Annotated in this window: 22 protein-coding genes and 1 pseudogene; 11 read left to right on the forward strand and 12 right to left on the reverse strand. The window is 64.9% G+C overall.

Features of this window, described 5'->3' with window-relative positions; all coding sequences use genetic code 11:
- The first annotated feature begins 17 nt into the window (after positions 1–17).
- The 3 genes and pseudogenes from CR152_RS19380 to CR152_RS19390 all read left to right on the forward strand — a co-directional run bounded on the left by CR152_RS19380 (position 18) and on the right by CR152_RS19390 (position 3,372).
- Positions 18–518, forward strand: a complete 501-nt coding sequence (locus CR152_RS19380; RefSeq protein ID WP_099877315.1) for a hypothetical protein — start codon at positions 18–20, stop codon at positions 516–518.
- 14 nt (positions 519–532) lie between these two features.
- A pseudogene (locus CR152_RS19385) lies at positions 533–2,726 on the forward strand (peptidase domain-containing ABC transporter); the annotation flags it as partial.
- Positions 2,659–3,372, forward strand: coding sequence for a nucleotidyltransferase family protein (locus CR152_RS19390; RefSeq protein WP_370663860.1), 714 nt, complete (start codon positions 2,659–2,661; stop codon positions 3,370–3,372). The pseudogene CR152_RS19385 and the gene CR152_RS19390, both read left to right, overlap by 68 nt.
- 29 nt (positions 3,373–3,401) lie before the next feature.
- On the opposite strand, the gene CR152_RS19395 is transcribed toward CR152_RS19390, so the two are convergent.
- The 3 genes from CR152_RS19395 to CR152_RS19405 form a co-directional block, all read right to left on the reverse strand.
- Positions 3,402–4,001 (reverse strand): D-glycero-alpha-D-manno-heptose-1,7-bisphosphate 7-phosphatase, encoded by a 600-nt coding sequence (locus tag CR152_RS19395; protein WP_157778608.1) that lies wholly within the window; start codon positions 3,999–4,001, stop codon positions 3,402–3,404.
- A complete protein-coding gene (locus CR152_RS19400; RefSeq protein ID WP_157778609.1) occupies positions 3,998–4,924 on the reverse strand; it encodes a radical SAM protein in 927 nt (308 codons plus the stop codon). Before CR152_RS19400 ends, CR152_RS19395 begins: the two co-directional genes overlap by 4 nt.
- A gap of 419 nt (positions 4,925–5,343) precedes the next feature.
- The gene (locus CR152_RS19405) at positions 5,344–8,097 is read right to left on the reverse strand and encodes a TonB-dependent receptor (RefSeq protein ID WP_099877327.1); all 2,754 of its coding nucleotides are present in this window, start codon (positions 8,095–8,097) and stop codon (positions 5,344–5,346) included.
- 552 nt (positions 8,098–8,649) lie between these two features.
- Between CR152_RS19405 and CR152_RS19410 the strand changes: the two genes are divergently transcribed.
- The 4 genes from CR152_RS19410 (at position 8,650) to CR152_RS19425 (ending at position 11,248) form a co-directional block, all read left to right on the forward strand.
- Positions 8,650–8,958 carry a YbjQ family protein gene (locus CR152_RS19410; protein ID WP_208640152.1) on the forward strand — a complete coding sequence of 103 codons (309 nt, stop codon included), beginning with the start codon at positions 8,650–8,652 and terminating at the stop codon, positions 8,956–8,958.
- A gap of 19 nt (positions 8,959–8,977) precedes the next feature.
- Positions 8,978–9,418, forward strand: coding sequence for a YbjQ family protein (locus CR152_RS19415; RefSeq protein WP_099882510.1), 441 nt, complete (start codon positions 8,978–8,980; stop codon positions 9,416–9,418).
- Between the two features lie 9 nt (positions 9,419–9,427).
- Positions 9,428–10,243 carry a M48 family metallopeptidase gene (locus tag CR152_RS19420; RefSeq protein WP_099877333.1) on the forward strand — a complete coding sequence of 272 codons (816 nt, stop codon included), beginning with the start codon at positions 9,428–9,430 and terminating at the stop codon, positions 10,241–10,243.
- Between the two features lie 468 nt (positions 10,244–10,711).
- Positions 10,712–11,248, forward strand: coding sequence for a gluconokinase (locus tag CR152_RS19425; protein WP_229413454.1), 537 nt, complete (start codon positions 10,712–10,714; stop codon positions 11,246–11,248).
- Positions 11,249–11,258: 10 nt separating this feature from the next.
- On the opposite strand, the gene CR152_RS19430 is transcribed toward CR152_RS19425, so the two are convergent.
- Positions 11,259–11,726 (reverse strand): hypothetical protein, encoded by a 468-nt coding sequence (locus CR152_RS19430; protein WP_099877336.1) that lies wholly within the window; start codon positions 11,724–11,726, stop codon positions 11,259–11,261.
- A gap of 178 nt (positions 11,727–11,904) precedes the next feature.
- Between CR152_RS19430 and CR152_RS19435 the strand changes: the two genes are divergently transcribed.
- Entirely contained in the window at positions 11,905–12,219 is a 315-nt protein-coding gene (locus CR152_RS19435; RefSeq protein WP_099877339.1) for a hypothetical protein, read from the forward strand.
- A gap of 17 nt (positions 12,220–12,236) precedes the next feature.
- Here the strand turns inward: CR152_RS19435 and CR152_RS19440 are convergent, their stop codons facing one another.
- From CR152_RS19440 to CR152_RS19460, 5 genes are all read right to left on the reverse strand, one after another.
- A complete protein-coding gene (locus CR152_RS19440; RefSeq protein WP_157778610.1) occupies positions 12,237–13,124 on the reverse strand; it encodes a hypothetical protein in 888 nt (295 codons plus the stop codon).
- A 66-nt stretch (positions 13,125–13,190) separates the two neighbouring features.
- Entirely contained in the window at positions 13,191–13,673 is a 483-nt protein-coding gene (locus CR152_RS19445; protein ID WP_229413455.1) for a hypothetical protein, read from the reverse strand.
- 277 nt (positions 13,674–13,950) lie between these two features.
- On the reverse strand, positions 13,951–14,373 hold the full coding sequence (locus CR152_RS19450; RefSeq protein WP_099877345.1) for a hypothetical protein: 423 nt from the start codon (positions 14,371–14,373) through the stop codon (positions 13,951–13,953).
- A 74-nt stretch (positions 14,374–14,447) separates the two neighbouring features.
- Positions 14,448–16,817 (reverse strand): WG repeat-containing protein, encoded by a 2,370-nt coding sequence (locus CR152_RS19455; RefSeq protein WP_099877347.1) that lies wholly within the window; start codon positions 16,815–16,817, stop codon positions 14,448–14,450.
- Positions 16,818–16,972: 155 nt separating this feature from the next.
- Entirely contained in the window at positions 16,973–17,866 is an 894-nt protein-coding gene (locus tag CR152_RS19460; protein ID WP_099877350.1) for a LysR family transcriptional regulator, read from the reverse strand.
- A gap of 103 nt (positions 17,867–17,969) precedes the next feature.
- Here CR152_RS19460 and CR152_RS19465 point away from each other — a divergent pair, with 103 nt between their 5' ends.
- Positions 17,970–18,959 carry an MBL fold metallo-hydrolase gene (locus CR152_RS19465; protein WP_229413456.1) on the forward strand — a complete coding sequence of 330 codons (990 nt, stop codon included), beginning with the start codon at positions 17,970–17,972 and terminating at the stop codon, positions 18,957–18,959.
- A 187-nt stretch (positions 18,960–19,146) separates the two neighbouring features.
- Here the strand turns inward: CR152_RS19465 and CR152_RS19470 are convergent, their stop codons facing one another.
- A complete protein-coding gene (locus CR152_RS19470) occupies positions 19,147–20,361 on the reverse strand; it encodes an MFS transporter (protein ID WP_229413457.1) in 1,215 nt (404 codons plus the stop codon).
- A gap of 126 nt (positions 20,362–20,487) precedes the next feature.
- On the opposite strand from CR152_RS19470, the gene CR152_RS19475 reads away from it, so the two are divergent.
- Positions 20,488–21,411, forward strand: coding sequence for a LysR family transcriptional regulator (locus CR152_RS19475; protein WP_099877352.1), 924 nt, complete (start codon positions 20,488–20,490; stop codon positions 21,409–21,411).
- A 3-nt stretch (positions 21,412–21,414) separates the two neighbouring features.
- Here the strand turns inward: CR152_RS19475 and CR152_RS19480 are convergent, their stop codons facing one another.
- Positions 21,415–22,239, reverse strand: a complete 825-nt coding sequence (locus CR152_RS19480; RefSeq protein WP_099877355.1) for an alpha/beta hydrolase family protein — start codon at positions 22,237–22,239, stop codon at positions 21,415–21,417.
- Positions 22,240–22,263: 24 nt separating this feature from the next.
- Positions 22,264–22,503 carry a hypothetical protein gene (locus CR152_RS19485; protein WP_099877358.1) on the reverse strand — a complete coding sequence of 80 codons (240 nt, stop codon included), beginning with the start codon at positions 22,501–22,503 and terminating at the stop codon, positions 22,264–22,266.
- A 299-nt stretch (positions 22,504–22,802) separates the two neighbouring features.
- On the opposite strand from CR152_RS19485, the gene CR152_RS19490 reads away from it, so the two are divergent.
- Entirely contained in the window at positions 22,803–23,870 is a 1,068-nt protein-coding gene (locus CR152_RS19490) for an NHL repeat-containing protein (protein WP_099877361.1), read from the forward strand.
- Positions 23,871–24,140 lie beyond the last annotated feature (270 nt).

Raw genomic sequence — 24,140 nt, forward strand, 5'->3', positions numbered from 1 at the left:
GCCGATTCGCAGGAGTAATGATGTTGGATATGTACCGCCAGGAAGCCACGGCGGCCAGGCAGGAAAGCGCGTACGGCGCCATGCTCGAGCTGCGGCCGTTCCTGTTCAAAGGCGCGTCGCTGCTGGTGGTGGCGCTGGCGGTGTTGCTGATGGCCTCGCTGATGCTGGGGCGCGCCGCCAGGATCGTGCAGGTGCCGGCCGTGGCGCTGGCCGGGGACCCGGTGGCGCCGCACGCGGTCCGGCTGGCGCTGGCCGGCCCGGCGCCGGTGCTCAGGCCAGGCCAGCAGGCGCTGCTGCGCCGTGCTGGCGCGCCGGCGCTGGCCTTGCCGGGCAGCGTCGCCCGCTTCGAGGCCGGCACGCCGGTGCGCGTGCTCTTTAGCACCGACGCGGCCCATGCGGCGCAGCTGGCGGACATGCTGCGGGGCGGGGCCGAGCTGCGCCTCGAACTGCGGCTGCCGGCGCAAACCTTCGGCCAGTGGCTGTCCGGCGTGGCGCTGCAGCGCGGCGGCAAGCAGTGAGCCGCTGGCGCACGCTGTTCGGGCGCCTGCGCGCGCCTGCGCCGGTCCTTGTCTTGCAGTCCGAGGCGGCCGAATGCGGCATCGCCTGCCTGGCGATGGTGGCCAGCTTCCATGGCTACCAGATCGACCTGGGCACCCTGCGGCGGCGCTATTCGCCGTCGCCCAAGGGCATGCGGCTGGTCGAGCTGATGGACATCGCGGAACAGCTGGCGCTGTCGGCGCGCGCCGTCAAACTCAATCTTGCCGCGCTCGACCTGCTGCAGCTGCCCGCCATCCTGCACTGGGACTTCAACCATTTCGTGGTGCTCACCAAGGTCGGCAAGGACAGCGCCGAGATTTACGATCCGGCGCGCGGGCGCCGCACGCTGGCGCTGTCGGAACTGTCGCTGCACTTTACCGGCGTGGCCATGGAAACGCGGCCCATGCCGCACTTCCAGGCGCGGCGCGAGCGGCGCACGATCGGATTCCGGCAACTGCTGGGGCGGGTGACCGGCTTGCGCCGCCAGGCGCTGCGCATCGTGGCGCTCTCGCTCGTGCTCGAACTGTTCAGCGTGCTGGCGCCGCTGTTCATGCAGCTGGTCATCGATCATGCGGTGCTGGCGCGCGACACCACGCTGGTGCTGCAGCTGGCCCAGGCCTTCTTCCTGCTGCTGCTGGCGCAGGTGGCCATTTCCGCGTCGCGCAGCTGGCTGATGACCTACCTGGGGACCCACCTCAATCTGCGCCTGATCGGCAACCTGTTCCATCACCTGCTGCGCCTGCCCATCGAATTTTTCGAGCGCCGCCACCTGGGCGACATCGCGTCGCGCTTCGACTCGCTCAATACGATCCAGCGCACGCTCACCAACGGCTTCCTGGCCGCCATCCTCGACGGCGCGATGGCGCTGGTGACGCTGGCGATGATGTTCTTTTACAGCGCCACGCTGTCGTGCGTGGTGCTGGCCGCGGCGGCCATCTATGTCGTGCTGCGCATCAAGCTGTACCGCGCATACCGCATGTCGACCCAGGAACAGATCGTGTGCGCCGCCCGGCAGCAGAGCCAGTTCCTGGAATCGGTGCGCGGCATCCAGAGCATCAAGCTGTTCGGGCGCGAGCAGGCGCGCGGCAGCACCTGGCTCAACTCGGTCGTGGCGACCTTCAACGCCAGCTTGCGCACCCAGCGCGTGAGCGTCAGCTTTCAGCTGCTCAACACCCTGTTGTTCGGGATCGAAAACATTGTCGTCATCAGCGCCGGCGCCACCGCGGTCATCAATGGCGCCATGTCGGTGGGGATGCTGTTTGCCTTCCTCTCGTACAAGCTGCAGTTTGTCAGCCGGCTCGGCAGCCTGGTCGACAAGGTGACCGATTATTCGATGCTGGGGCTGCACCGCGAGCGGGTGGCGGACATTGCCCTGACCGATGCCGAAAAGACCGATGGCGACCCGGCGCGGGAAGGCGCGTTTGAGGCGGGCATCGAACTGGTCGATGTCGGCTTTCGCTACTCGCCGGCGGAGGAGCCGGTGCTGCGCCACGTGAACCTGCGCATCGCGCCGGGCGAGTGCGTGGCCATCACCGGGCCGTCCGGCTGCGGCAAGACCACCCTGATGAAGATCATGCTGGGCTTGCTGCAGCCGACCGAAGGCCAGGTGCTGGTCGGCGGCGTGCCCTTGCAGCGCATCGGCCTGAAGACCTGGCGCCGCTCGATCGGTTCGGTGATGCAGGACGATACCCTGTTCGCCGGTTCGATTGCCGAGAACATCAGCTTTTTCGACAGCGACGTGAATCCAGGCGCCATTGCCGAGGCCGCCATGATGGCCGACATCGACGGCGACATTGCGAAAATGCCGATGGGCTACGATACCTTGATCGGCGACATGGGCAGCCTGCTCTCGGGCGGGCAGCGGCAGCGCCTGCTGATGGCGCGCGCCCTGTACCGCAAGCCCAGGCTGCTGTTTCTCGACGAAGCGACCAGCCATCTGGACGCCGGGCGCGAGCAGACGGTCAACCGGGCGATCCGGGCCCTGCCGCTGACCCGCGTCATTATTGCGCACCGGGCCGAGACGATCCGGATGGCCGACCGCGTGATCAACTTCCCCCTGGCGGCGGACGATGCCGGGCAGGCCGGCGCGGCCATGGCGCCGGCGGCGGGCGGCGCCGCATGATGGCGCTGCCGCGGGTGCTGATCCTGGCGGGCGGCAAGGGCACGCGGCTCGGCCCGCTGCTGGGAGGCTTGCCCAAGCCGATGGCGATGGTCGGCGGGCGGCCATTTCTCGCGCACCTGATCGAGCGGCTCGGCGCGGCCGGATTGACCGACGTGACCTTGTCGCTGGGATACCAGGCCGACTGCATCATCGGCCACTTCGGCGAGCGCCATGGCGGCGTGGCGCTGCGCCATGTGATCGAGCCGAGCGCGCTGGGCACGGGCGGGGCGATCGCCCTGGCCCTGGCGGGGCAGGGCGACGCGCCATGGCTGGTGATGAACGGCGATACCTGCTTCGACATCGATTACCATGCCTTTATCGCTTGCTGGCGCGCGCGGCCGGCGCACCTGGCCATGGCGCTGACCGAACTGCCCGATTGCTCGCGCTACGGCAGGGTCGTGGTGCGCGCCGGACAAGTGATCGACTTCGCCGAAAAGCAGCCCGGCGCGGCAGGGCTGATCAATGCCGGCCTGTATCTGCTGACCGAGAATATGCTGCGCCCGTTCGGGCTGCCGCCGCACTATTCCTTCGAGACGGAACTGCTGCAGGCGCACTGCGCGGCGCTGCAGCCGAGCGCCTTTATCGCGGACGGCTATTTTATCGACATCGGCGTACCGGACGATCTCGAACGGGCGCGCCGCCATATGCCGCTGCGCGCGCCCGGTGCGGGCTGAGGCGGGGCAGGAGCGCCATGCCGGCGCCGTCAGCGCGCGTGCGCAAGCATGTGGCGCGCGGCCTGGCCGAGGTCCGGGTACAGGGGGTGGGCATGCTTGCCCGCGCCATCCGGTCCGATCATGAGGCTGCGCACGCCGGCACCCTGGCCGGCCAGCATGTCGCTTTCCTGGTCGCCGAGCATGAAGCAGCGCGCCGGGTCCAGCTCCCATTTTTCGATGGCGTGCAGCAGCATGCCGGGCTGTGGCTTGCGGCAGGCGCACGCGATGGCGTAGGGCGCCAGCGTACCGTCGCGGTGGTGAGGGCAGCAATACAGGGCGTCGAGGTGCACGTCCTGGCGGGCGAATCGCGCGAGCAGGGCGTCGTGAATCTGCGCCAGGCGCGCGACGGTAAACAGGCCGCGCGCCACGCCGCTCTGGTTGGTCACCATGATCAGGCGAAAGTGCGGCGCCAGTGCGCGCAATGCCTCGATGACGCCTGGAAGGATCTCGATGCCCGCCACTTCCGACAAATAGTGCTTGTCCCTGATCAGGACCCCATCGCGATCGAGGAAGACCGCCTGCCTGAGACCGCTGCGCTGCGGCTGGGTGCCGAAGGTGGTCACGTGGTGGATCGCCGGCGTGATTGTCACGGCGCTGCGGCCTCTGCCTTGCCGTCCTCGGGCGCCAGTAGGCCGGCGAGTTCGGCGCGGGCGCGCGGACTCAGCAGCGTGGGGGCGAAATGCACGATCCGGGACGCCTCCTCGATGGCGGCTTTTTTGCTTTGCAGCAGATGGGGGAAGCTGGCGCCGTCCGAACCGAGGCACCATTTGCATGCTTCAAGGGGATCATCGCGTTGCAGGTAGCGCAGCAAGTCGCCGAACAGATCGGGATTGTCGCGCATCATGACGCCGTCGGCCGGGCGGTTGTCCACCAGTTGGCCGCAGCTGCCCAGGCGTTCGCCCAGGATCGGGCTGCGCGGGCACATGTAGTAGCGGCCCTCGGCGAAGGTGTGGCAGCTCCACTCGGCGCGCGGCTTGCAGCGCTTGTAAATTTGCTGCACCAGGGCCGGATCGTCCAGCGGCACGCTCAAGTGGGTTTCCTGGAACGTGGCATACGCACTGATCGCGAAGGTGAAGCCGAATTGCTGCGCCTTGCGCTCGAGGTCTTCGCGGGTGTAGCGCAGGCGCACGCGCGGATAATGGCTGACCTCGATGGAATCGACATTGCTGAAGAAGTCGTCGGACATGTTTTCCAGGCCGACGCCATTGGTGGTAACACACACGTACTTGGCCACGCCGCTGGCCTTGGCCAGTTTCAGCAGTTCCACAAGGTCCGGATGCAGCAAGGGTTCACCGCCCACCAGGAGCAGTTTGTGCACGCGCGCGGCGCTGCCGAGCGCCGCCAGATCGCGCGCGAACTCCTCGGGGGAGAGCATCTTGACAGGGCGGGCCGGAGAGCCGTGCACGCACCCTTTGCAAGTGAGGTTGCAATTGAAGGCGACCTGGACTTCCACCTTGCGCAAATAGATCAGCTGATCCTTGATCACATAGTTCAGCGCCGCAGTGTCGTTCATCGTTTTCGTTTCCTTGAGCAGGCCTGGGACGCGCGGGCGCGGCGCATATTCCGGCAACCGTCTACTCTAGCATGTGGGGTAACTTTAAAAAAGAGAAAACATTGGCGAATATACATTTCTGGCGTACCGGAAAGGTCATCGGCGTTGGGTGCGGATCCGGGATCTGGCGCCCGCCGGCGCCACTATCCGAGGGCTGCCCAGTCACCTCGTCATTGGCCGTCCCGGCACGGTGAGGTTTTTTTGTGCGTCCCGCATGGGAGTGCGGCACTGGCCCGGGACACGCCCTGCCTTACGCCTGGAAGGACGGCGGCTGTGCCGGGGAAGGGGCTCGGCAGAGGTCGCCGTAGCCGCTGGCAGAGCAGCAACGGCCACGCGCCATGCGGCCGGCCACGGGCAGCCACGGCATGCGCCGCAGCCTTCTAGCGGAACGCGTAATTCACGCTCGCATACAAGCGCCGTCCGCGCGGGTCGGTGTAGGTCGGATCGTAGCCGGAAATGAAGAAGTTGGCCTGGTTCGAGTAAGGCGGCGCCGTGTCGAACATGTTCTGCACGCCGGCGCGCAGTTTCAGGTTCTTGCTCCATCCGTAGGACAGCGACATGTCCCACAGCGAGTACGCTTTCACGCGGTTGGGCGCGACCACGCTGCCGTCGTCGATGTTGATGGCCGAGTTCTGGTCGTCGTAAGACGCCGAAAACGTATTCGACAGGGTCGCCGACAGCGGCCCCTGTTCCCAGTCCATGCTGACCGTGTGGCGCCAGCGCTGCACCACGCCGTCGGTAACGAACTTGCCCAGGTTGCTGATGTAGGCGTCGCCCGGACTGGTCTGGATGCTCGACTTGAGCACGTAGGTGCCGTTCAGGCGCGCGCCGAAGCGGCCCATGCCGGTGTTGACGCTGCGCAGGTTGACCACCAGGTCCAGGCCGCTGGCAAGCTGGGCGCCGCGGTTTTCCTTGTGCAGCTCGATGTAGTCGATGTCGCCGTCTTCATCGCGGTGCACCAGGTTGCCGTATTTGCCCAGGTTGCCGAGGATGATGTCGTCGCCGATCTCGCTGATCAGGTCGGTGCGCTTGATCTTCCAGTAGTCCAGGCTGGCATTCCAGTGCTTGCTCGGCTCGACCACCAGGCCGGCCGAGAACTGGCGGCTGCTTTCCGGTTTCAGGTTCACATTGCTGTAGCGCCGCGTATCCCAGGCGTCGGCGCAGTCGGCGTAATTGTTGTCGACGGTGGCGCAGTAGACCGGGTCGGGCAGGATGGCGGTATAGCCGTAGACGGTCGGGCGGTACAGGTCGGACATCGATGGGGCGCGGAAGCCCTTGCCGGCCGAAGCGCGCACCGTGAGCGCCTTGTTCGGGGTGTAGGCCATGCCGATTTTCGGGCTCAGGGCGCCGCCGACCTGCTGGTAGCGGTCGTAGCGGGCCGAGAGCTGGCCCTGCCACTCCTTGGTGAATGGCGCCAGCAGTTCGCCGAATACGGCGTATACCTTGCGCTGGTCGCTGGTGGCCTTGCCGCCCTCGGGGGCGGCATCGTTGTTGATGTTGTCGCTCATCAGCAATGCCGATGGACGGAAATCGGTGCGCTCGCGGCGCGCTTCGGCGCCCACCGCCACGCCCAGGTCGCCGCCGGCCAGGGTCATGAGTGAGCGCGAGGCCTTGAAGTCGAGCGAATCCATGGTGCCGCGCGCGCGCCGCACCACATCGTTGACCTGGATGCTGTTAAGTAGCGCCACGCCTTCGGCGCTGGACGGACCGAACGGATTGATCCTGCCGTCGGCGATGCCGGCCATCAGCTGGTCGCTCAGCACGTAGCCGTGCGTGTCCTTGTCCTTGACCGTGTTCACGCTGTGGTTGTAGCCAGCGTCGTAATCCCAGCCGGCCGCGATGCCCGAAACGCCGACCACGTAGCGCTGGCTTTCGCTGGTCAGTTCGCTGGTGCGCATGCCGGCTTCGTTCAGGCGCATGCGCAGCTGGATTTCGCCGGGGATGTCGTCGTCGAGCTGGTCCAGGCCGGTATTGGCCAGGGCCGGAATCTTGCGGTAATCGATGTAGCCGATCACGCGCGCCGACGAGCCGACATAGTTGGTGCGCGAGCGGCTCAGCGCCACTTCGGCATACGCCTGGGTGTCGGCGCCGAGCTTGATCACACCGCGGCTGAGCAGGTTCTGCTTGGTCGACTTGGGATACAGCTCGGTGTCGCCCATGTAGTCGTAGGTGCAGGCATCGACGCCGCCTGTGCCATCGGGCAGGTACAGATTGGCCGGCGGCGCGCAGGCCGGGATCGACAGGTTGATCTGGCGGTTGGTGATCGGCCGGCCGTTGAGCAGGAAGCCGGTTTCCTGCAGGTGGTCGCGCTGGGCCGGGGTCAGGCGGATATTTGCCGGGCTGGTAAAGCTCGACAGCAGATGGCCGAGGCGCTGCGGGATCTTCAGCTCGCTCACGAACTTGCGCTGCGACGTGTTGAGGCGCTCGGTGCCCTGCACGTCGAGCACGGCGAAGACGTTGTAGCCATCCTTTTCCAGCTCGCCCGTGCCCAGGCTGAGGGTGGCGGCGCGCTTGCCGGCGCCGCCTTCCCTGGTGCCGAGCGCGTAGGCGTTCACTTCCACCCCGCGAAAATCCTTGCGCGTGATGAAGTTGATTACGCCGCCGACCGCGTCGGTGCCGTACAGGGCCGAGGCGCCGTCGAGCAGCACTTCGACGCGCTGGATGGCGGCCGCCGGGATGTTGTTCAGGTCGACGCCGGTATCGTCGCCGGGCGAGGCAAAGTTGGCCATGCGGCGGCCGTTGAGCAGCACCAGGGTGGACGAGGTGCCGATGCCGCGCAGGTTGGCGCTGTTGAAGCCGCGCTGGTCGCCGTCCACCTTGATGCTGGCGCCGTCGGTCAGGCCGCCCACGTTGGACGAAATGCGCGTCATCAGTTCGGCGGCGGTGGTCACGCCGGCTTTTTCAATCTCTTCGCGCGTGACGATCTGCACCGGCAGCGGGGTGTCGGTCTCGATGCGCTTGATGGCCGAACCGGTGATCTCCACCTTCGGCATCGGCGCGTCGGGGGCCTGGGCCGAGGCGGCGCCATGGGCCAGCAGGCCGGCGGCGGCGCCCGCGTGGAGCGCCAGCCGGACGGCGCGCGTCAGGCGCGAAACGGGGAGGGGATGACAATACTGGCGATAGGGCTTGCGCATGCTGGAGGCTCCGTGGGGATAAGGGGATTGCGGTGCAGGCGGGTGGACAGGCGCGGCCGGCAGGATCGGGCAGGCACGGCCGCCTTGCGCACGGCGGCGCGGGTGGCGCGCGGCCCCGGCGTCATCGGTGCGGCGGCGGTATCGGCACGGCGCGCGGGGCTGGCAGGTGGTCCGGGTAAATAATTTATGCTGTTTTCCCTGTCTGACACGCATGTAAGTATTTAACAAGTTTTCCACTTTACGCACAACGTGGCGAAAGCTCAATAGTTTCCTGTGCCAGGCGGCGCCACCGTGGCCCGGGCGCGCGGCAGTGGGGTGGCGCTGGCGCGGCGGGCAGAAGGCGCAAGCCCAGCAACGGCGGCGCATGTGGTTGGCATAAGCTGATGCGCCGCGGATGCGGAAACGCGGTCGTTAGCTTATCGATACTGTTGTGTTTTTGCCCGGGGCGCTGCGGGCGAGGGCAGGCTGGGGACGCGGAAAAGCTTTGGGATTGGCAAGTTTGTAACTATAATTGATCTCCATCCAAAGTAGCAAGAAAGTTAATTTATGTTAATGACGAACATCGAAACCATTCCGGGCAAGTCCATCATCACTTGTCATGGCGTTGTGTCGGGCAGCACGGTGCGGGCCAAGCACGTGGGGCGCGACATCATGGCCGGCCTGAAAAATATCGTCGGCGGCGAGCTCAAGGGTTACACCGAGCTGCTCAATGAATCGCGCGACAGCGCGATCGAACGCATGCAGGCGCAGGCGACCCAGATGGGCGCGAATGCCATCGTCAACGTGCGCTTTTCGACTTCGTCCGTTGCTGCCGGCGCCGCGGAAATCTATGTGTACGGCACCGCCGTCACCGTAGGCTGAGACGATGCAAGAATTTGCCATGATGGGAATATGGCTGGGCCTGATCGTGCTCGGTTACTTCTGTGGCCGTGCCGCCGAAGCCAAGCACTACCGCTCCATCCACGCCCGCGAAAAAACCTGGCTGCATCTGCCGTCGACCTCGCTCAAGACCCTGCTCGATCCGGCCCGTCCGGTCGAACGCAGTGAGCTGGTGTATGGCAACGTGGTCGTCTCGATCGATTACTTCAAGCAGGCTGTGGCCGGCTTGCGCTCGTTCATCGGCGGCGCCGTCAAGTCGCACGAAACGCTGATCGACCGTGCCCGCCGTGAAGCGGTGCTGCGGCTGAAGGAAAGCTGCCCCGGCGCGCACGAAATCGTCAACCTGCGCCTGGAAGCGATGTCGATTTCCGGCAAGATGCCGGGCAGCGTGACCTCGGTGGAAGTGCTGGCCTACGGCACCGCGATCTATTTCGCCAAGTAAGAAAGCGCCATGAAATACCAGCCGTCGCAGCCCGCCCATAACGACAATGTGTCGTACGAGCACCCATTGAAGGACTTCATCGTCATCGCGGGCTGGCTGTTGGCGGGCACGGTCCTGATTTTCTGGCTGCTCGGGCTGGCCGTCGATGCCATGGTCGACCGGCTCAGCCACGAAAGCGAAGCGCGCCTGTACGCGCTGCTGCCGGCGAAGTCGATGGAAACGGCGCCCGCCGAGCGCGCGCAGCAGGTGCAGCTGCAGGCGCTGGTCGACAGCATGCGCAGCTGCGCCGGCTTGCGCTTGCCGGCCACCATCACGTTGACCAAGTCGGACACGCCCAACGCGGCAGTCGTCCCGGGCGGCAATATCATCGTCTTCAGCGGCTTGCTGGGGCAGGTACGTTCGGAGAATGGCCTCGCTTTCGTGCTTGCGCACGAGCTGGCGCACATCACCCAGCGCGACCATTTGCGGGCCATGGGACGCGGCATCGTGCTGTTCGGCTTATCGACGCTGCTGACGGGGAGCGATTCGGGTCTGAGCGACTTGCTGGCGCCCGTGAATCATCTGGGGCAGGCCAAGTATTCACGCACGCGCGAAGCGGCCGCCGATGGCGCGGCCCTGCGCATCCTGAACTGCCGCTACGGCCATGCCGGCGGCGCCACCGAGCTGTTTGCCGCCCTGAAGGAGGAGGACGAGGCCTTCGCCGGCTTGTCCCATTACGCTGCCTCGCATCCGGCCATGCAGGACCGCATCGATACGCTCAACGCCGCCATCAAGGCGAACGGGATGAAGCTTGGTCCGGTGCTGCCCTTGCAGCTGGCACGCTAATTTGCTGCCCGAAAAGCGCGCAGCGGCAGATTTGTGTTTGAAAGCAAGGACTTAGCGGGCGGGCGGCGGGCTTGTTAGCAAACTTATCCACAGTTTCTGTTTGCAAGTTGCACACCGAACATCGTCTGTCCGCACTGCCTGAAAAGCGCGCAGCCGTGTTCTTTCCTTCATAAACAAGGACTTAGGAATGGAAGGGGCGGCTTGTTAACAAACTTATCCACAGATTCTGTTTGCAACTTGCATCGACGCGGCAACTGTCCACACTGCCCGAAAAGTGCGCAGTGGCATTTTCCTCTTTAAAAGCAATGACTTGGCGCTGTCGCACTATGCTTGTTAACACACTTATCCACAGAATTTGTTTACAACTGTGGACATCGCAAGCACGTTCTGCAAAAGGTCTTTACAAATCCCACCAATTCGCTAGACTTCGAGCTCTATGTTAGCGCTAACTTTCGCCTGGACAGCAGAATGATCAATTCAGACAGCAAGCACGGCAACGAGAGTCGCTGGGTGGTGATGGGGGTAAGCGGCTGCGGCAAGAGCACGGTCGGGCAAGCCCTGGCCCATGAACTCGGTGTACCTTTTGTGGAGGGTGATCAGTTTCATCCGGCCGCCAACGTCGCCAAGATGTCCGCCGGCATTGCGCTCGACGATCATGACCGCGCCGGCTGGCTGGGTGCGCTGCAAGAACAGATTCGCAATGCCCGGGAAACCGGCGCCGGCCTGGTCGTGTCCTGCTCGGCCCTCAAGCGGCGCTACCGCGACCTGCTGCGCCAGGGCGATCCGGCGCTGCGCTTCGCCCACCTGGACGGTTCGCGCGATCTGATCGCAGGGCGCATGCGCGCGCGCGCCGATCACTACATGCCACCCTCGCTGCTCGAGAGCCAGTTGCGCGACCTCGAACCGCTGCAGGCCGACGAAGCGGGCGTGGTCATCGACATCGGCATCGCGCCCGCCCAGCAGGTCGCGTTCATTCTCGGCCAAGGCGCCATCAGCGGCGCATGACGGCGCGCTATCAGTCGTCGCTGGCGCCGCGGATGCAGGTGATGTAGACCGTCTCCTTGTCTTCGCTGCCCACTTCGATCATGCCGCCGCCTTTGACGTTGCGTTTATAGTCAGGCCCCTTGACCCTGGCTGCTTTGGCGACTTCTTTCAGCGACACGTTGCTGAACTTGGCGACATAGCCACCGCCCCCGTTGCCGTCATCTTCGGTCACGCCGATCACCACGGTCCTGAGTCCGAAAATGCTCACGGGCGCCGGCAGGATAATGTTCTCGAAGCTGTTCGGATCCTTCACAAACGCCTTGACCGCATCCGTATAAACCAGTTTCCGTTTGCATTCGATGGCGGCAACCAGATTCGGCGCGGCGCTCTCGAGGTCGGCGAGTTCCTGCGGCGTAGCCTCGGGCACTTGCGCTTGCGCACTCGCGAAAACCGTGGTCAGGGCGACGGCGAGCAGGCTGCGGATCAGGGCGTGGTTCATACAGAATGGACTTTCAAGGTTGTTGAATTGAAATGGGTTACCTAAATTGCAATTCTACGTGCTTTTTCGTCACATGTGGTGATTGTCTTTACGTATCGGGGGAATCCGGAAACGCAGGCCTGGGACTTGCTGGCGGCTTGCCGGGTCATGTATCATTTTTCGACTTGATGAGGACACGATGAAAAAACTGACACTGCTACCGATGATGTTTGCCCTTGCGGCCTGCGGAAAGCCTGCCGCGCCGGAAAATCCGCTCGACGCCGCCGCCCGCCGCACCTGCATGAACACGATCGAGTCGCGCGCCATCAAGTCGGTTTCCTATATCGGCGATACACCGAGCCCCGTCACGCGCGGCGCCAACGGGCAGCTGGAGGTGTCGCTCAAATTCTCCGCCAAGAACGAAATGAATATCGCCTCGACCATGATCGCCCGTTGCGTGGTCAGTGCCGACGGCAAGACGCTGGTCGAGATCGCGGTCAAGGACAGCCGCTAGCACTTCCGGAGCACGCGCTAGGGCCGCGCCGGGCAGGCCTGTTTTCCCAGCTGCTCCCCGAGGGCAAGCGCGCCGGCGAAATCGTCGGCCGACAATTCCTCGCCAAAACGGTCACGCAATTGTTCCTGCGTTACTGGCTTCTTGCGCGGTATGGCGGCGGCGATGCTGTAGGCCATCGAGGTACGCAAGTCGCGCTCCGTGATCTGGCCGGCGTCGTACACGGTCGAGAGCAGGGCCAGCGCAAAATGGTCGCACTGGTCGCCGGCCTGTTTCAGGTAGGCCAGCGCATCGTCTTTCCATTGCTTGACGATCGGGTCGTCGGGATTTTGCGTCAGGTCCACGCTGCGCCCGTACGGCCCTTCCATGTACACATCGATCTGCGCCGCCTTGTTGCCGGAGCGCGCCGCCAGGTTCAGAAAGCCCAGCCGTTCCTGCACCTGGGCCGGCGAAATGCCCGCGCACAATGCGCTCAGTTCCTTGCGTTCGGCCTGGAAGGCTGCCAGTTCGGCCGGATCGTTGTAGTCGGCCACCGGATCCTCGTTGGCGGCGCACACCGATTCGGCCTGATACACCTCGTAGGCGGCCCTGGCGTCGCCGCTGCGCGCGGCCGCGATGCGCGTGCCGATGTACTGCGCGATGCTCAAGCCGCCAAGCTCGATGACGCGGCCGTTGCGGCCATAGACCGGGGCCTTTTTCGCCGACAGCATGCCTGGCCCCGGACGCGCTGCGCCCGCCTCGGGCATGGATGAGAACCAGCGCGGCTCTGCGAGCGTGGCGGCGGCGGCAGGCCGGGGGGCCACGACGGGCGCTGGCGCTTCGCCGGCCAGCAGGCCGGTCGCGAGCCAGATACCAAGGCCGGCGGCGCCAAGGCCGAGACAAATCAACAGGGGAAGGCGTGCATTCATCAGCTTACTCGACGATGGCAGCGCCATGCGGAATGCTCCGCACGGCGCCAGTGCAGGGTTGGTCGTTCAATCCCAAAGGTAGCAATAGTTCTGGCTGCGCGTCTTGCTGGCGCTGACCGAACCGGAAGTTGCAATCACCTTGACCCAGCCGTTCGGCTCCGAAGTGGTCGGCACGGGGCCGCAATTGTTGTGCACCCAGTGAATGCCGGTGCCGCTGGTGTATTTTTTACCGCACAGGCCGAGCCGCTGGTTGACCTTGATGGCAGCGAGCGACAGCGGCATGGTGGACGCGTTCTTGACATGGTCGACGGCGTACACGTTACCGATAGCCACGTCGTACGTCTTGCCATCCTGGTCGGCGCGCACGTTCAGGCGCGTGTGGGTCAGCTTCACGCCCTCGATGGTGGTCGATGCGGACGCAAACTTGGGCGCGCTGACGACGGTGCCCGTAATGTAGGCCCCCTTGTTCGCCGTGCAGGTGGATTGCTCGGAAGCGAATGCGCACAGCGACTGGGACAACAAAAGCAGAGCAAAGATTGATTTGGTCAATTTACTTCTCCTGTTTCATACCTCAAGGGAAGGTGCCGGATGAGTCGGTACCCATAGGTGCACTGGTCAATCAGAGAGCCTTTGTTGCCGGGGAAATCGGTTCTGATCTATACCGCAGAGCAGGAAATAGTATGCATGACAATAGTTTCTACTTTGTGACAAAAGTTGATGGTAAGGCCAAATTTGCAACATGCGGCCGCAGGGGTTTCTGACGTGGTATCGTCTCTGGTTGACCTTTTTTGGGCATGCCGACCGGCAGCCGCCATCGGCAGCCGGGTCAATCCGCCTTGGCGACGCAGGCGTTGGCCGTGCCGGGGTCCAGTTTCAACCCTGCCAGCAGTGTCTTGCGCGCGCACAGGCCGAACGCCGGAATGACATTTTCGGGCAGGATGCGCACCCTGTTTTCCGGCGCGATCTGCGGATAGCAGGCGACGAGCGAGGCATCGACCGCCGCCAGGAACTGCGCGCGCGATACGCCGTAACACTGCAGCTTCTTTTCGCTCAGCGCCTCGCCCTTGGTCGCGCTGCGTGCCCGCATGAAGGCGAACATGGCGTCGGTATCGACCTTGCCATGCGCATCGCGCTCAAGATTGGCTTGGTCGTTGGCGGCGGGTGGTGTCGCTGCGGCGAGCGCGGAGGCGCCGCCGGTCAGGGCTGCGGCGATGAACAGGGAACAGGTGAGGGTGAGGGCAGCGCGCATGGCATGCTTTCGTTAAAGGTGGATTGGGACGCGCCGGTGCGCCGGTGCTGGCGCGCCGGCGAGCTTGGCCGAGGCTATGGTAAGTCTTGCGGTGTCGAGGGCGCCAGACTGCGTGCCAGCGCTTCAAGTTCCGGCGTGCGCAGCCACAGCGGAATGTCGGACAATGGCGCACCGGCGCGCAGGGCGCGCGCGCTGGTGCCGGCGTCGAGCAGGGCGCCCCAATACTCTGCCACGCAATTCTCATCCCACCCCGTGGGCGCCGTGGAGCGTCGGGCGTCATGCGCTTTCCAACGCTTGTCGCCGCCGTACAGCGAGCGGGCCAGCGCCAGGCCGTCCGCGCTCATGCACACGCTGGGAATTTCGTGGGCGGAGTGGACGTTCTTGCGAATCAGCGCGTCGAGCCGTGCGGACGTCTGGAAATGCGCGGGCAGGTAGGCCAGTGCGCCGGCATTGGCGTTGGTCGCGGCATCGGCCAGTTCGGCGGTGATCTGTTCTTCTGCGAGCGCCAGGATGCCATCGGGGGAGTCGGTGACCAGGGCCGACAGGTCGAGACCGTCGTCCTCGTCTGGCGCGGCCAGACTGGCGCAGGCGTCGATCGCCAGTTCCAGCGTGTCGACGCTTGGTGCGCAGGTCAGCCACAGGTTGCCCCATTCGTCGCCGTCGCCAGTGTCGCCGGTCCAGCTCAGGCCGAGCCACAGGCGGTTCGTCTCGAGCGTGCCGGCGTCGCCGCCGGGCAGCGGTTCGTTCAGGCTGAAAGGCCAGGCGTCCGTCCATTCGTCGGCCGGCCTGCCTGCGAAGTCAGGCTCGTCGTCGCTCGGGCCGAATTGCACGGTCAGCCGCGCCGCCAGGTCCACATGGATGCGGCCGAGAAGGGCACGGCGCATCTCGTTGAGGAACGGGTAGTAGCCGTTTAATCCTTCGTCGAGGTAGAAGCGGGCGATGCGGCGCCGAGTGCAGACATAATTCGCGATCTGGGCGTCAAGATCGTCATCGTCATCTTCGTCATCTTCGTCATCTTCGTCATCTTCGTCATCGTCGTCGCCCTCGCCGGTATCGATATCGAGTTCGGGATCGCGCGCGAGCCGCTGCAGCTTTTGCTCGGTCTCCAGCAGCATCGCTTTGGCGAAGTCGATCAGTTGGTCGGCCGACTTGAGTTCCTCGAACAGGGTCGCGGCCGGAGCGGCGAAGAAGGGAACGGGTACGTCAATCGCCTTGCTGACGGCGCCGGTCCAGAGCAGGCGCGCCTGGTCGTCGTACAGCGCCGCGAACTGGCCATCCGGGCCTTGCTCGCGCCGCAGGCGGTACGCCACGCGGGCATCGCGGTCGAGCATCAGCAGGTCGTCGTCGTTGCCGATGAAGACGGCCAGCGGCGTGTTCGATTCGGTCTCCATGAACATGCCGTCGCTCGACGTCATCGGTTCGATGGCGTTGGCCGGCGCCGGCGAGAATTGGCCGTCGGTGCGCACGATGCCCCACGCCGGCAGCAGGTCGGGCTGGCCGTGTTCGCGTTCCCAGGCGTTCGACGCGCGTCCGATGGCAAAACGGTGTTCGTTGAAGTCGGCGCCCCAGTCCATGTTGTTGGAAACGTGGAAGTAGCCGTCACGCGAAATGTACATGCGTTCGTCCTGCCGCACCACGCCGTCGACCATGTGCCCGGATAGATGCCGGGCGTCCTTGAAAACGTTCTTGCCGCTCGCATCCAGATAGCCGTAGTCCATCGACCAGCCCTTGCCGCGTTCAATGCAAAACGCCAGGCCATCGGCATTGAATTCCTCCATCCAGTAGTAGCGCGGCCGCGCCACCCACTTGCCCGTGGCGTCGATCAAGCCATGCGCATCGCTTTTCGTCGACGCAGGCGCCACGCCCTCATCGGAAAACTGAAGCGCGCGCTCGAATTGCGGTGCGATGGCCCATGCGCCCTGGCGGTCCAGGTAGCCGAACTTGTCGCGCGGGCCTGTGCTGGCTGCCGCCAGGCCGTTGGCCGTGAACGGCTTGGCATCGAAGAATTCGCCATCGAAGGCGAACTCCCCCCCGGCGTCGATATAACGCCAGGTATCTTGCGCCACCATGACCGCGGCCAGTCCGTGGCGGAAGGGGGCCACATTGGCCCAGCGCGGGGCGATTGCCGGCTTGCCGCTCAGGTGCATGTAACCCCACTGGCCGTTCTCGCAATAGCGCGCCAGCGTGCCGTCGCCGAAGGCACGGGTGTCGTCCAGTTCGGGCGCGACCAGCCAGTCGCCAAGTGCGTTGATGTAGCCGCAGCGGCCGTTCGCGGCCCTGGCGGCGGCGATCAGGCCACCCTGGCCGTCGTCGGAAAAGGCGCCGATGACATTGACCAGCGCGGGCGACAGGGTGATCACCCGTCCCTCATGGATCATCAGCAGTTCGTAGGGCGCGTCCGCTGCGCGCAGATGGTTGCGGATCAGGATGGGTTGCGTCGGCATGGTGTCTGGGTCGTGTATGAAGAGTGCAAGCGCGCACCGGCGCGCTTGTCATTCATGCATTTTACCCGCGCGGCTTGATTCATCATCGAGATATCCGGCAGGGCAACGCCGGCGTCTTCTTTTCGCGGCAGAACGCGCCCCGACGCAGAATGGCCTCAGGGCAGTTGCGCGCGCAGCCGTTCGATGGCGAAGTCGGCGAACTGGCGCACGCGCGGCGACAGGTGCAGCGCGTGCGGGTACACCACCTGCAGCGGCTCGCTGGGCGCGCTGTACTGCTTGAGCACGCGCACCAGGGAGCCATCGTCCAGATCCGCGCTCACATCCCACAAGGCTTTGTAGAAGATGCCGCCGCCTTCGCGCGCGATGGCCTGGGCGGCGTCGCCGTCGTTGCAGAAGAAGGTCGGCGTGATGGCGGCCGTCACCGGTTTGCCGTCGCGCTCGAACACCCAGTGCCGGGTCGAGTCGGCGCGGTACACGATGCAGGCGTGCCGCACCAGGTCCTCGGGCGTGAGCGGCTCGCCGTGCCGTTCGATGTAGCCGGGCGAAGCGCACATGATGCGGTAACCGGTGGCGACCGGCCGCGCGATCATGCTCGAATCGTTCAGGTTGCCGAAGCGCAGGGCCACGTCGATGGCCGAGTCGACCAGGTCGACGAAGGCGTCCTCGAGACTCAGTTCGATGCACAGGGCCGGATGCTGGCGCTGGAAGGCGGCCACGATGCCGCTCAGGTAACGGCGCCCGAAGCCGCGCGGCGCCGCCACCCGCAGCATGCCGGCGATGCTGGTGCGGCTGTCGGTCATGTCGGCCTCGGCATCCTGCACCTCGGCCAGGATGCGGATGCAGCGCTGGTGGAAGCGCGCGCCTTCCTGCGTGAGCGATTGCTTGCGGGTAGTGCGGTTGAGCAGGCGCACGCCGAGCCGGTCTTCCAGCGCCGCCATGCGCTTGCTGACCACGGCCAGCGACAAGTCGAGTTCCCCTGCGGCATCGGTCATGCTGCCGGTATGCACCACCCGGGCGAAAATGTTGAGATCGAGAATGTTGTCGATCATCCGATTATCAACGCTATGAAGATAGACATTGTCTTTTTAGCCCATGTATCAATGAAAGTGAAATAAATATAATCGATCTCTTTAACACTTTCAAGGATGCACCATGAACAACACCGCCATGACCGGCTATCTCGCCGCCGCTTTCCTTGCGTTCGGCACGCTGGCGCCGCACGCGCTGGCCCAGATCGCACCAGTGAGCACAATGACGAAAGTCCAGGCTGGCTATTATCATTTCAAGGTGGGCAATGTGAACGTGACGGCCTTGTCCGACGGCACCCTGGCGATTCCGCCGGGCGACCTGCTGACCAACGTGGCGCCCGGGCAAGTGGCCGCGCGCCTGGCGGCGACGTTCCAAGGCACCCATGTCCATGCCTCCGTGAACGCCTACCTGATCGAGAGCGGCAGCCGGCTGGTGCTGGTCGATACGGGTAGCGGCGAGCTGTACGGGCCGACGCTCAACAAACTGGTGGCGTCCCTGCAGGCGGTCGGCTACCAGCCGGGGCAGATCACCGACATCCTGATCACGCATATCCACACCGACCACACTGGTGGGCTGATGAATGGCAAGCGCATGGTGTTTCCCAACGCTACCTTGCACGTCGATGCGCGCGAGCTGGACTACTGGATGAGCGCCACCAATCGCGCCAAGGCACCCGACAACAAACGCCAGCACTTCGACGAGGCGTTGATGAAGGTAAAACCGTATGTCGATGCCGGCAAGGTCAAGCCCTTCAACGGCGCCACGCAGCTTGTTCCCGGCCTGCGCTCGGCGCCGAGCTACGGCCACACGCCGGGGCACAGTTTTTACGTGCTTGAAAGCGGCGGCGAGAAACTGGTGTTCTGGGGCGATCTGCTGCACGTGGCCGAAGTGCAGATGCCGGACCCGGCGGTCACCATCGTATTCGATGTCGATCCGGTAGCCGCGGCCGCCGAGCGCAAGCGCGCGTTTACCGAAGCGGCCAGGGAAAAATACTGGGTGGCGGGCGACCACATCGCCTTTCCGGGCGTGGGCCGACTGCGCGCCGATGGCGACGGCTATCGCTGGGTGCCGATGCCGTACATGAACGACCACGTTGCGCCAGCGGCCAAATAATCAGGGGAGGGAAGCTGGTGCCCGGTGTTGAGGCCACCGGACTAGCCTGTCGCCGCATGACAGAGGCGGCGTACACCTTCAGCGTAAGCGCTTGATTGCAGCGCGACGCGATCTGCATCTATCGCGCTAGCTCGCCTGCGCGCGAGGCTTGTGGTAGACAAATCGCGCCGGACTGCCCCGCCATCGTTCATTTGCTCGGTTGAATCGCCGGGGCGGGCCGCAATTCCGATAGCCACAGGCCCAGGCCCAGCGCCGGAAAAGCCATCCCGGCCAGCAACACGGCGTGCCAGCCATAGCTCGCGAATACCCATCCGCCGAGTGCCGATCCGAGCGCACCGCCGGCGAAGAACAGCGCCAGGTAAATCGCGTTCAGGCGGCTGCGCACCTCGGGCGCCATGCCGAAAATGGCGCGCTGGCCCAGCACCAGGCTGGCCGCCACGCCCATGTCCAGAATGATGGACGCCACCACCAGCACCGCCAGCGCCACGTCGCGCGATCCCGGAATCAGCAACGGCAGGGCAAAGGCAATCACGCCAAGCGACAGGGCGACACCGGTTGCCGGCAGGGTTTTCCCGGCATCGGCCAGGCGGCCGGCAATCGGCGAGGCGATGGCGCCAGCCATGCCGACCAGCGCAAAAATCGCAATGCCCGTCTGCGACAGTTGAAACTGCGGCCCCGACAGCATCATCGGCGTGACTGTCCAGAACAGGCTGAACGCACCGAACAGGCCGGCTTGGTAGGCGGCGCGGCGGCGCAGCACCGGGGTGGTCTTGAACAGGGTCCAGAGCGAACCGATCAGGCGCGCATACGGCAGCGTCGAGTCCGGCACCCGCTGCGGCAGCTTGACGCGCAGCACGGCCGCCAGCACCAGGATAAGCACGGCGGCACCGCCGAACACCACGTGCCAGTTGCTGGCGTCGGCCACCAGGCTGGCCACCGGACGCGCCAGCATGATGCCCAGCAGCAGGCCGCTGACGACTTTGCCCACCACCTGCCCGCGCGTCGCTTCCGGCGACAGATGGGCGGCAAACGGCACCAGCACTTGCGCCGCCACGGACCCCAAACCGATGGCCAGCGCCGCCGCCAGGAACACCCAGCCGGTGGTGCTGAAGGCCGCGGTGAGCAGAGCGATGGCGGTCAGCAGCAGCGCGCCGAGCACCAGGCGGCGGTTTTCCAGCACATCGCCGAGCGGCACGATGAACAGCAGGCCGATGGTGTAGCCGATCTGGGTGAGGGTGACGATCAGGCCGGCGGCCCCGGCGGACAAACCGGTGGCGCGGCTGATGGGCCCCACCAGCGTTTGCGCGTAATACAGATTGGCCACGATCAGGCCGGCGGCGACCGCCAGCAGCAGCACCATGCCGGACGACATGGCGCCTGCGTGTTCGGTGTTCGGTTTCATATTGCATCCTCAAAAATCAACTCGCGTTGAACTGAGGACATTGTAGACAAAGCCGGCCAGGTGATTATATGCCCATAATGCACCTATACTTTTCACAATATATGAACAATCGACCGGAGAACACGCGTGGACAAGGTGAAAGCAATGCAAACCTTCGTGCGGATCGTGGAGGCGAACAGCTTTTCGCGTGCGGCCGAGAGTCTGCGCCTGCCGCGCGCTTCGCTGACGGCGACGATGAAGAACCTGGAAGCTTTTCTCGGCCGCCAGCTGCTCCAGCGAACCACCCGCAAGCTCTCGCTCACGCCCGACGGGGCGCAATACTACGCCCACTGCATCGAGATCCTGGCGGCGATCGACGCTTCCGAGCAACCGTTTTTCGGCGCCGGCTCGACGCGGCCCAAGGGCAAGCTGCGGATCGACCTGCCGTCGGCGTTGGCGCGGAACGTGATCCTGCCGCACATTGCCGCTTTTCATGAAGCCTATCCCGACGTCGAACTGGGCATCAGCATCACCGACCGCCTGGTCGACATGATTCGGGATGGCATCGATTGCGCGGTGCGGGTGGGGCAGTTGCAGGATTCCTCGATGATCGGGCGCCAGATTGGCGAGATGCGCTTTGTCACCTGCGCCGCGCCATCCTATCTGGCGCGCCATGGTGTGCCAAAGAGCATTGCGGATCTGCACGCGCATCGCAGCGTGGTGCATTTTTCCGCGCGCACGGGGCGGCCCTTCGACTGGGATTTCGTGGTGGGCGACGCGGTGACAAGAATCGCCATCAGCGGCCCGATTGCGGTCAACGATGCCGGCGCCAACCTTATCTGCGCCTTGCAGGGGCTGGGGCTGACGCAGGCCGCCACCTATCAGGTACGCAAGCACCTGGCCGACGGCTCGCTGGTGCAGGTGCTGGCCGACACGCCGCCCACGCCCATGCCGGTGTCGCTGCTGTACCCGCAGGGACGGATGGCGGCGCCCACACTGGCCGCGTTTGCCGGCTGGCTGGCGGCGCTGTTCGACAACGACCCGGATCTGGCGCTAGCCGCCCGGGCGTGATGGCTATGGTGCCGAGTGCAGGGCAGCCCACGAGCCGATCAGCTCCAGCGCGCTCGGGGCGATGGTTTCCCCGATGCCGGCCACTTCCGAAAACGCGCCCGTGCCGGCAGTCTGGAAAAAGTGGTTCAAGCCCGCCAGGCGCTTGACGCTGGCGTTGGGGTTGCCGGCCAGCGCGCGCGTGAGGGCAGGGATATTCTCTTCCGCCATGACCACCTGGTCTTTTTCGCCGACCAGGGCCAGGATGGCGCAACGCGGCCGCTGCAGCACCGGCACCGGGTCCGATGCCAGGAAGCTGCGCATCCATGGCGAGAGCAGGGGCGCCAACTCGTCCGGCGACCAGGCGCGGCCGTAGCGCTTCTGCGCGTCCAGATACAGCTGGCGGGCGCGGCTTTCGCGCTCGGCGGGCGCCACGTCGGCGGTCACGGCGGCGAAGACGGCTTTTTGCAGGGCCAGTTCGCGCTCGATTTCGGTGGCGCTCTTGCCGGCCATTTGCTGCTTGCGGGTACGGTCGAGCAGCATCTGGTCGCCGCGAATGCCGTTTCCAGCCATCATCACGACGAACACAATGCGCGGGTCCTTGCCGGCCACCATCGGCGCGATGATGGCGCCTTCGCTGTGGCCGATCAGGCCGATGCGCTGGGGGTTGATGTCCTTGCGGGAGCGCAGGAAGGCGACGCCGGCTTCGATGTCGGAGGCGAAGTCGGCGGTGGTGGCGGTGTCGAAGCTGCCGTTCGATTCGCCAATACCGCGCTTGTCGCTGCGCAGCACGGCGAACCCACGCCGGGTCAGCTCATCGGCGAGGACACGGTAGAACTGGTGGCCGAACAGATCGCCGTCGCGATTGACCTGGCCCTAGCCGGGAACGATGACGATTGCCGGAAACGGACCGGCGCCGGGCGGCACGGTCAGCGTCCCGGCCAGGCGGTCCGGGCCGCCTGGATTGGCGAAGGTAACCGTGGTCTGGGAATAGGGGACGGTTGCCGACGGGGTTTGTGTGTGCTTGGGCTTGTCGCTGGCGTACAGCGGCACGGCGATGACGCCGGCGAGGAGGGCGATTGTGCCGAGAATACGGATGGGGGCGTGCTTGAGCATATGCGGGTTGGGTAATCGGGCAGTTTATCGGGCACCGCCAGAGACCGATGTATGAAAAATTCGAGGATCATCGGGCCGGGCGCATGGTTTATTGATATATATCATGCAATAATGATTTTCCTAAAACGTTTCAGATGGCATTCATGTTCCCGATCCTTCGTACCTTCCGAATCAATCCCTTGTGTCTGGTTATTTCGGGCCTCTTACTCAGCGCCTGCAATGGCTCGTCCGACAGCACACCTGCGCCCGTCCCGCCACCGCCGCCGCCTGAACCACCTGTCAAGCTCCTGGGCGAAAGCATGGTCGGCAAGCAGTTCAGGCCCGGAGGGATTGCGGTCGATGCATCGGGCACCATCTACGTCGGCAATGGTTCGCCGGAGCAACTGCCATCCTCGGTCATCACGGGGCCAGTCATTGAAGTCGTGAAGATGTCGCAAACCGGGACGGTTTCTCCCTTCATCAATCGAACCAGCACCTATACCAGCGAGGGCGCCGCAGTGGCTCCGGGACAAGTCGTTCAGTTGGTTTTCAATTCCACCAGCCAGACCCTGTATGCGCTCGAGATGTCCGGTATGGGCTCGTCCTATTCTTATGGCGTCATCCGTCCGATCAGCGCCGCTGGCGTGGTCGGCACGATCCGCCTGGCGGATACGCCGACCCATGCGAATGACAGCCGGCTGCCCACCACCATCGCGCAGCGTCCGGTCGCGCTGGCAATCGGCCCGGAAGGTGTGCTTCATGCCTACGGGGCCGGCGACTATGCCCCGTCCAGCACCCCCGGCGTGGGCTATTTCGGCGTGAGCTTCAATGGCTGGCAGACCGTCAATCCCGACGGCAGCGGGCGGGTCGTGTATTCGCAGGAATCGGGCTACAGGAACGGCGGGTACGACCCGCGTGGCCCATTTACTTATACCTATCCCGCCGATCTTGGCGCGACAGCGGGACGGCTGGGCCGTAACGATGGCGGCCTGGCCGTCGACAGCGTGGGCAATGGCTACATCGCCGACACGGCCCGCCATGCCATCATCAAGGTCACCCCGACCGGAAGCGCCAGCATTTTTGCCGGCGCCGTGACGGAGGCGGGCAGCGCCGACGGCACCGGTAAGGCTGCACGCTTCAATCAGCCGACCCAGTTAGTGGTGGACAAGGCCGCCAATGTGTTCGTGCTCGACCGCGGCAATGCGACCGTTCGCAAGATCACGCCCGCCGGCGTGGTCACGACGGTCCTGGGCGTGGCTGGGCAAGCGCAGACCAAAACCGGCGAGTTACCCGGTGGGCTGGGAGCGCCGATGGGCCTGGCGATGGATGCGGATGGCCGTTTGTATGTGACTGTGGACAAGGGAGTCGTGCGCGCTAAACTGCCGTAGGCCTCCTGGCCAAGCGCCGGCATGGGGACTGAGGCTGCGCGCGGGTGTTCGTCGTGCGCAGTTCCCTGCTCCGCAAGCGGCAAGCGCTTGCGCTTCCCATCCCATCCCGCGAACCATGCGGCGCGCTATGCGGCGCGCGGCCTTCACCGAGAATCGCTACGCCGCTTGGTGATTTTCATAATTGAAACTCCGTTGCGTTGCTTGCAGAATGAGCCGCAGCCCCGCTACACCGTCCAGTTCATTGATACTAAAGCAATTAGTTTTGGTTAT

Origin of the sequence: Massilia violaceinigra (assembly GCF_002752675.1) — a bacterium.
Taxonomy (GTDB): domain Bacteria; phylum Pseudomonadota; class Gammaproteobacteria; order Burkholderiales; family Burkholderiaceae_D; genus Telluria_A; species Telluria_A violaceinigra.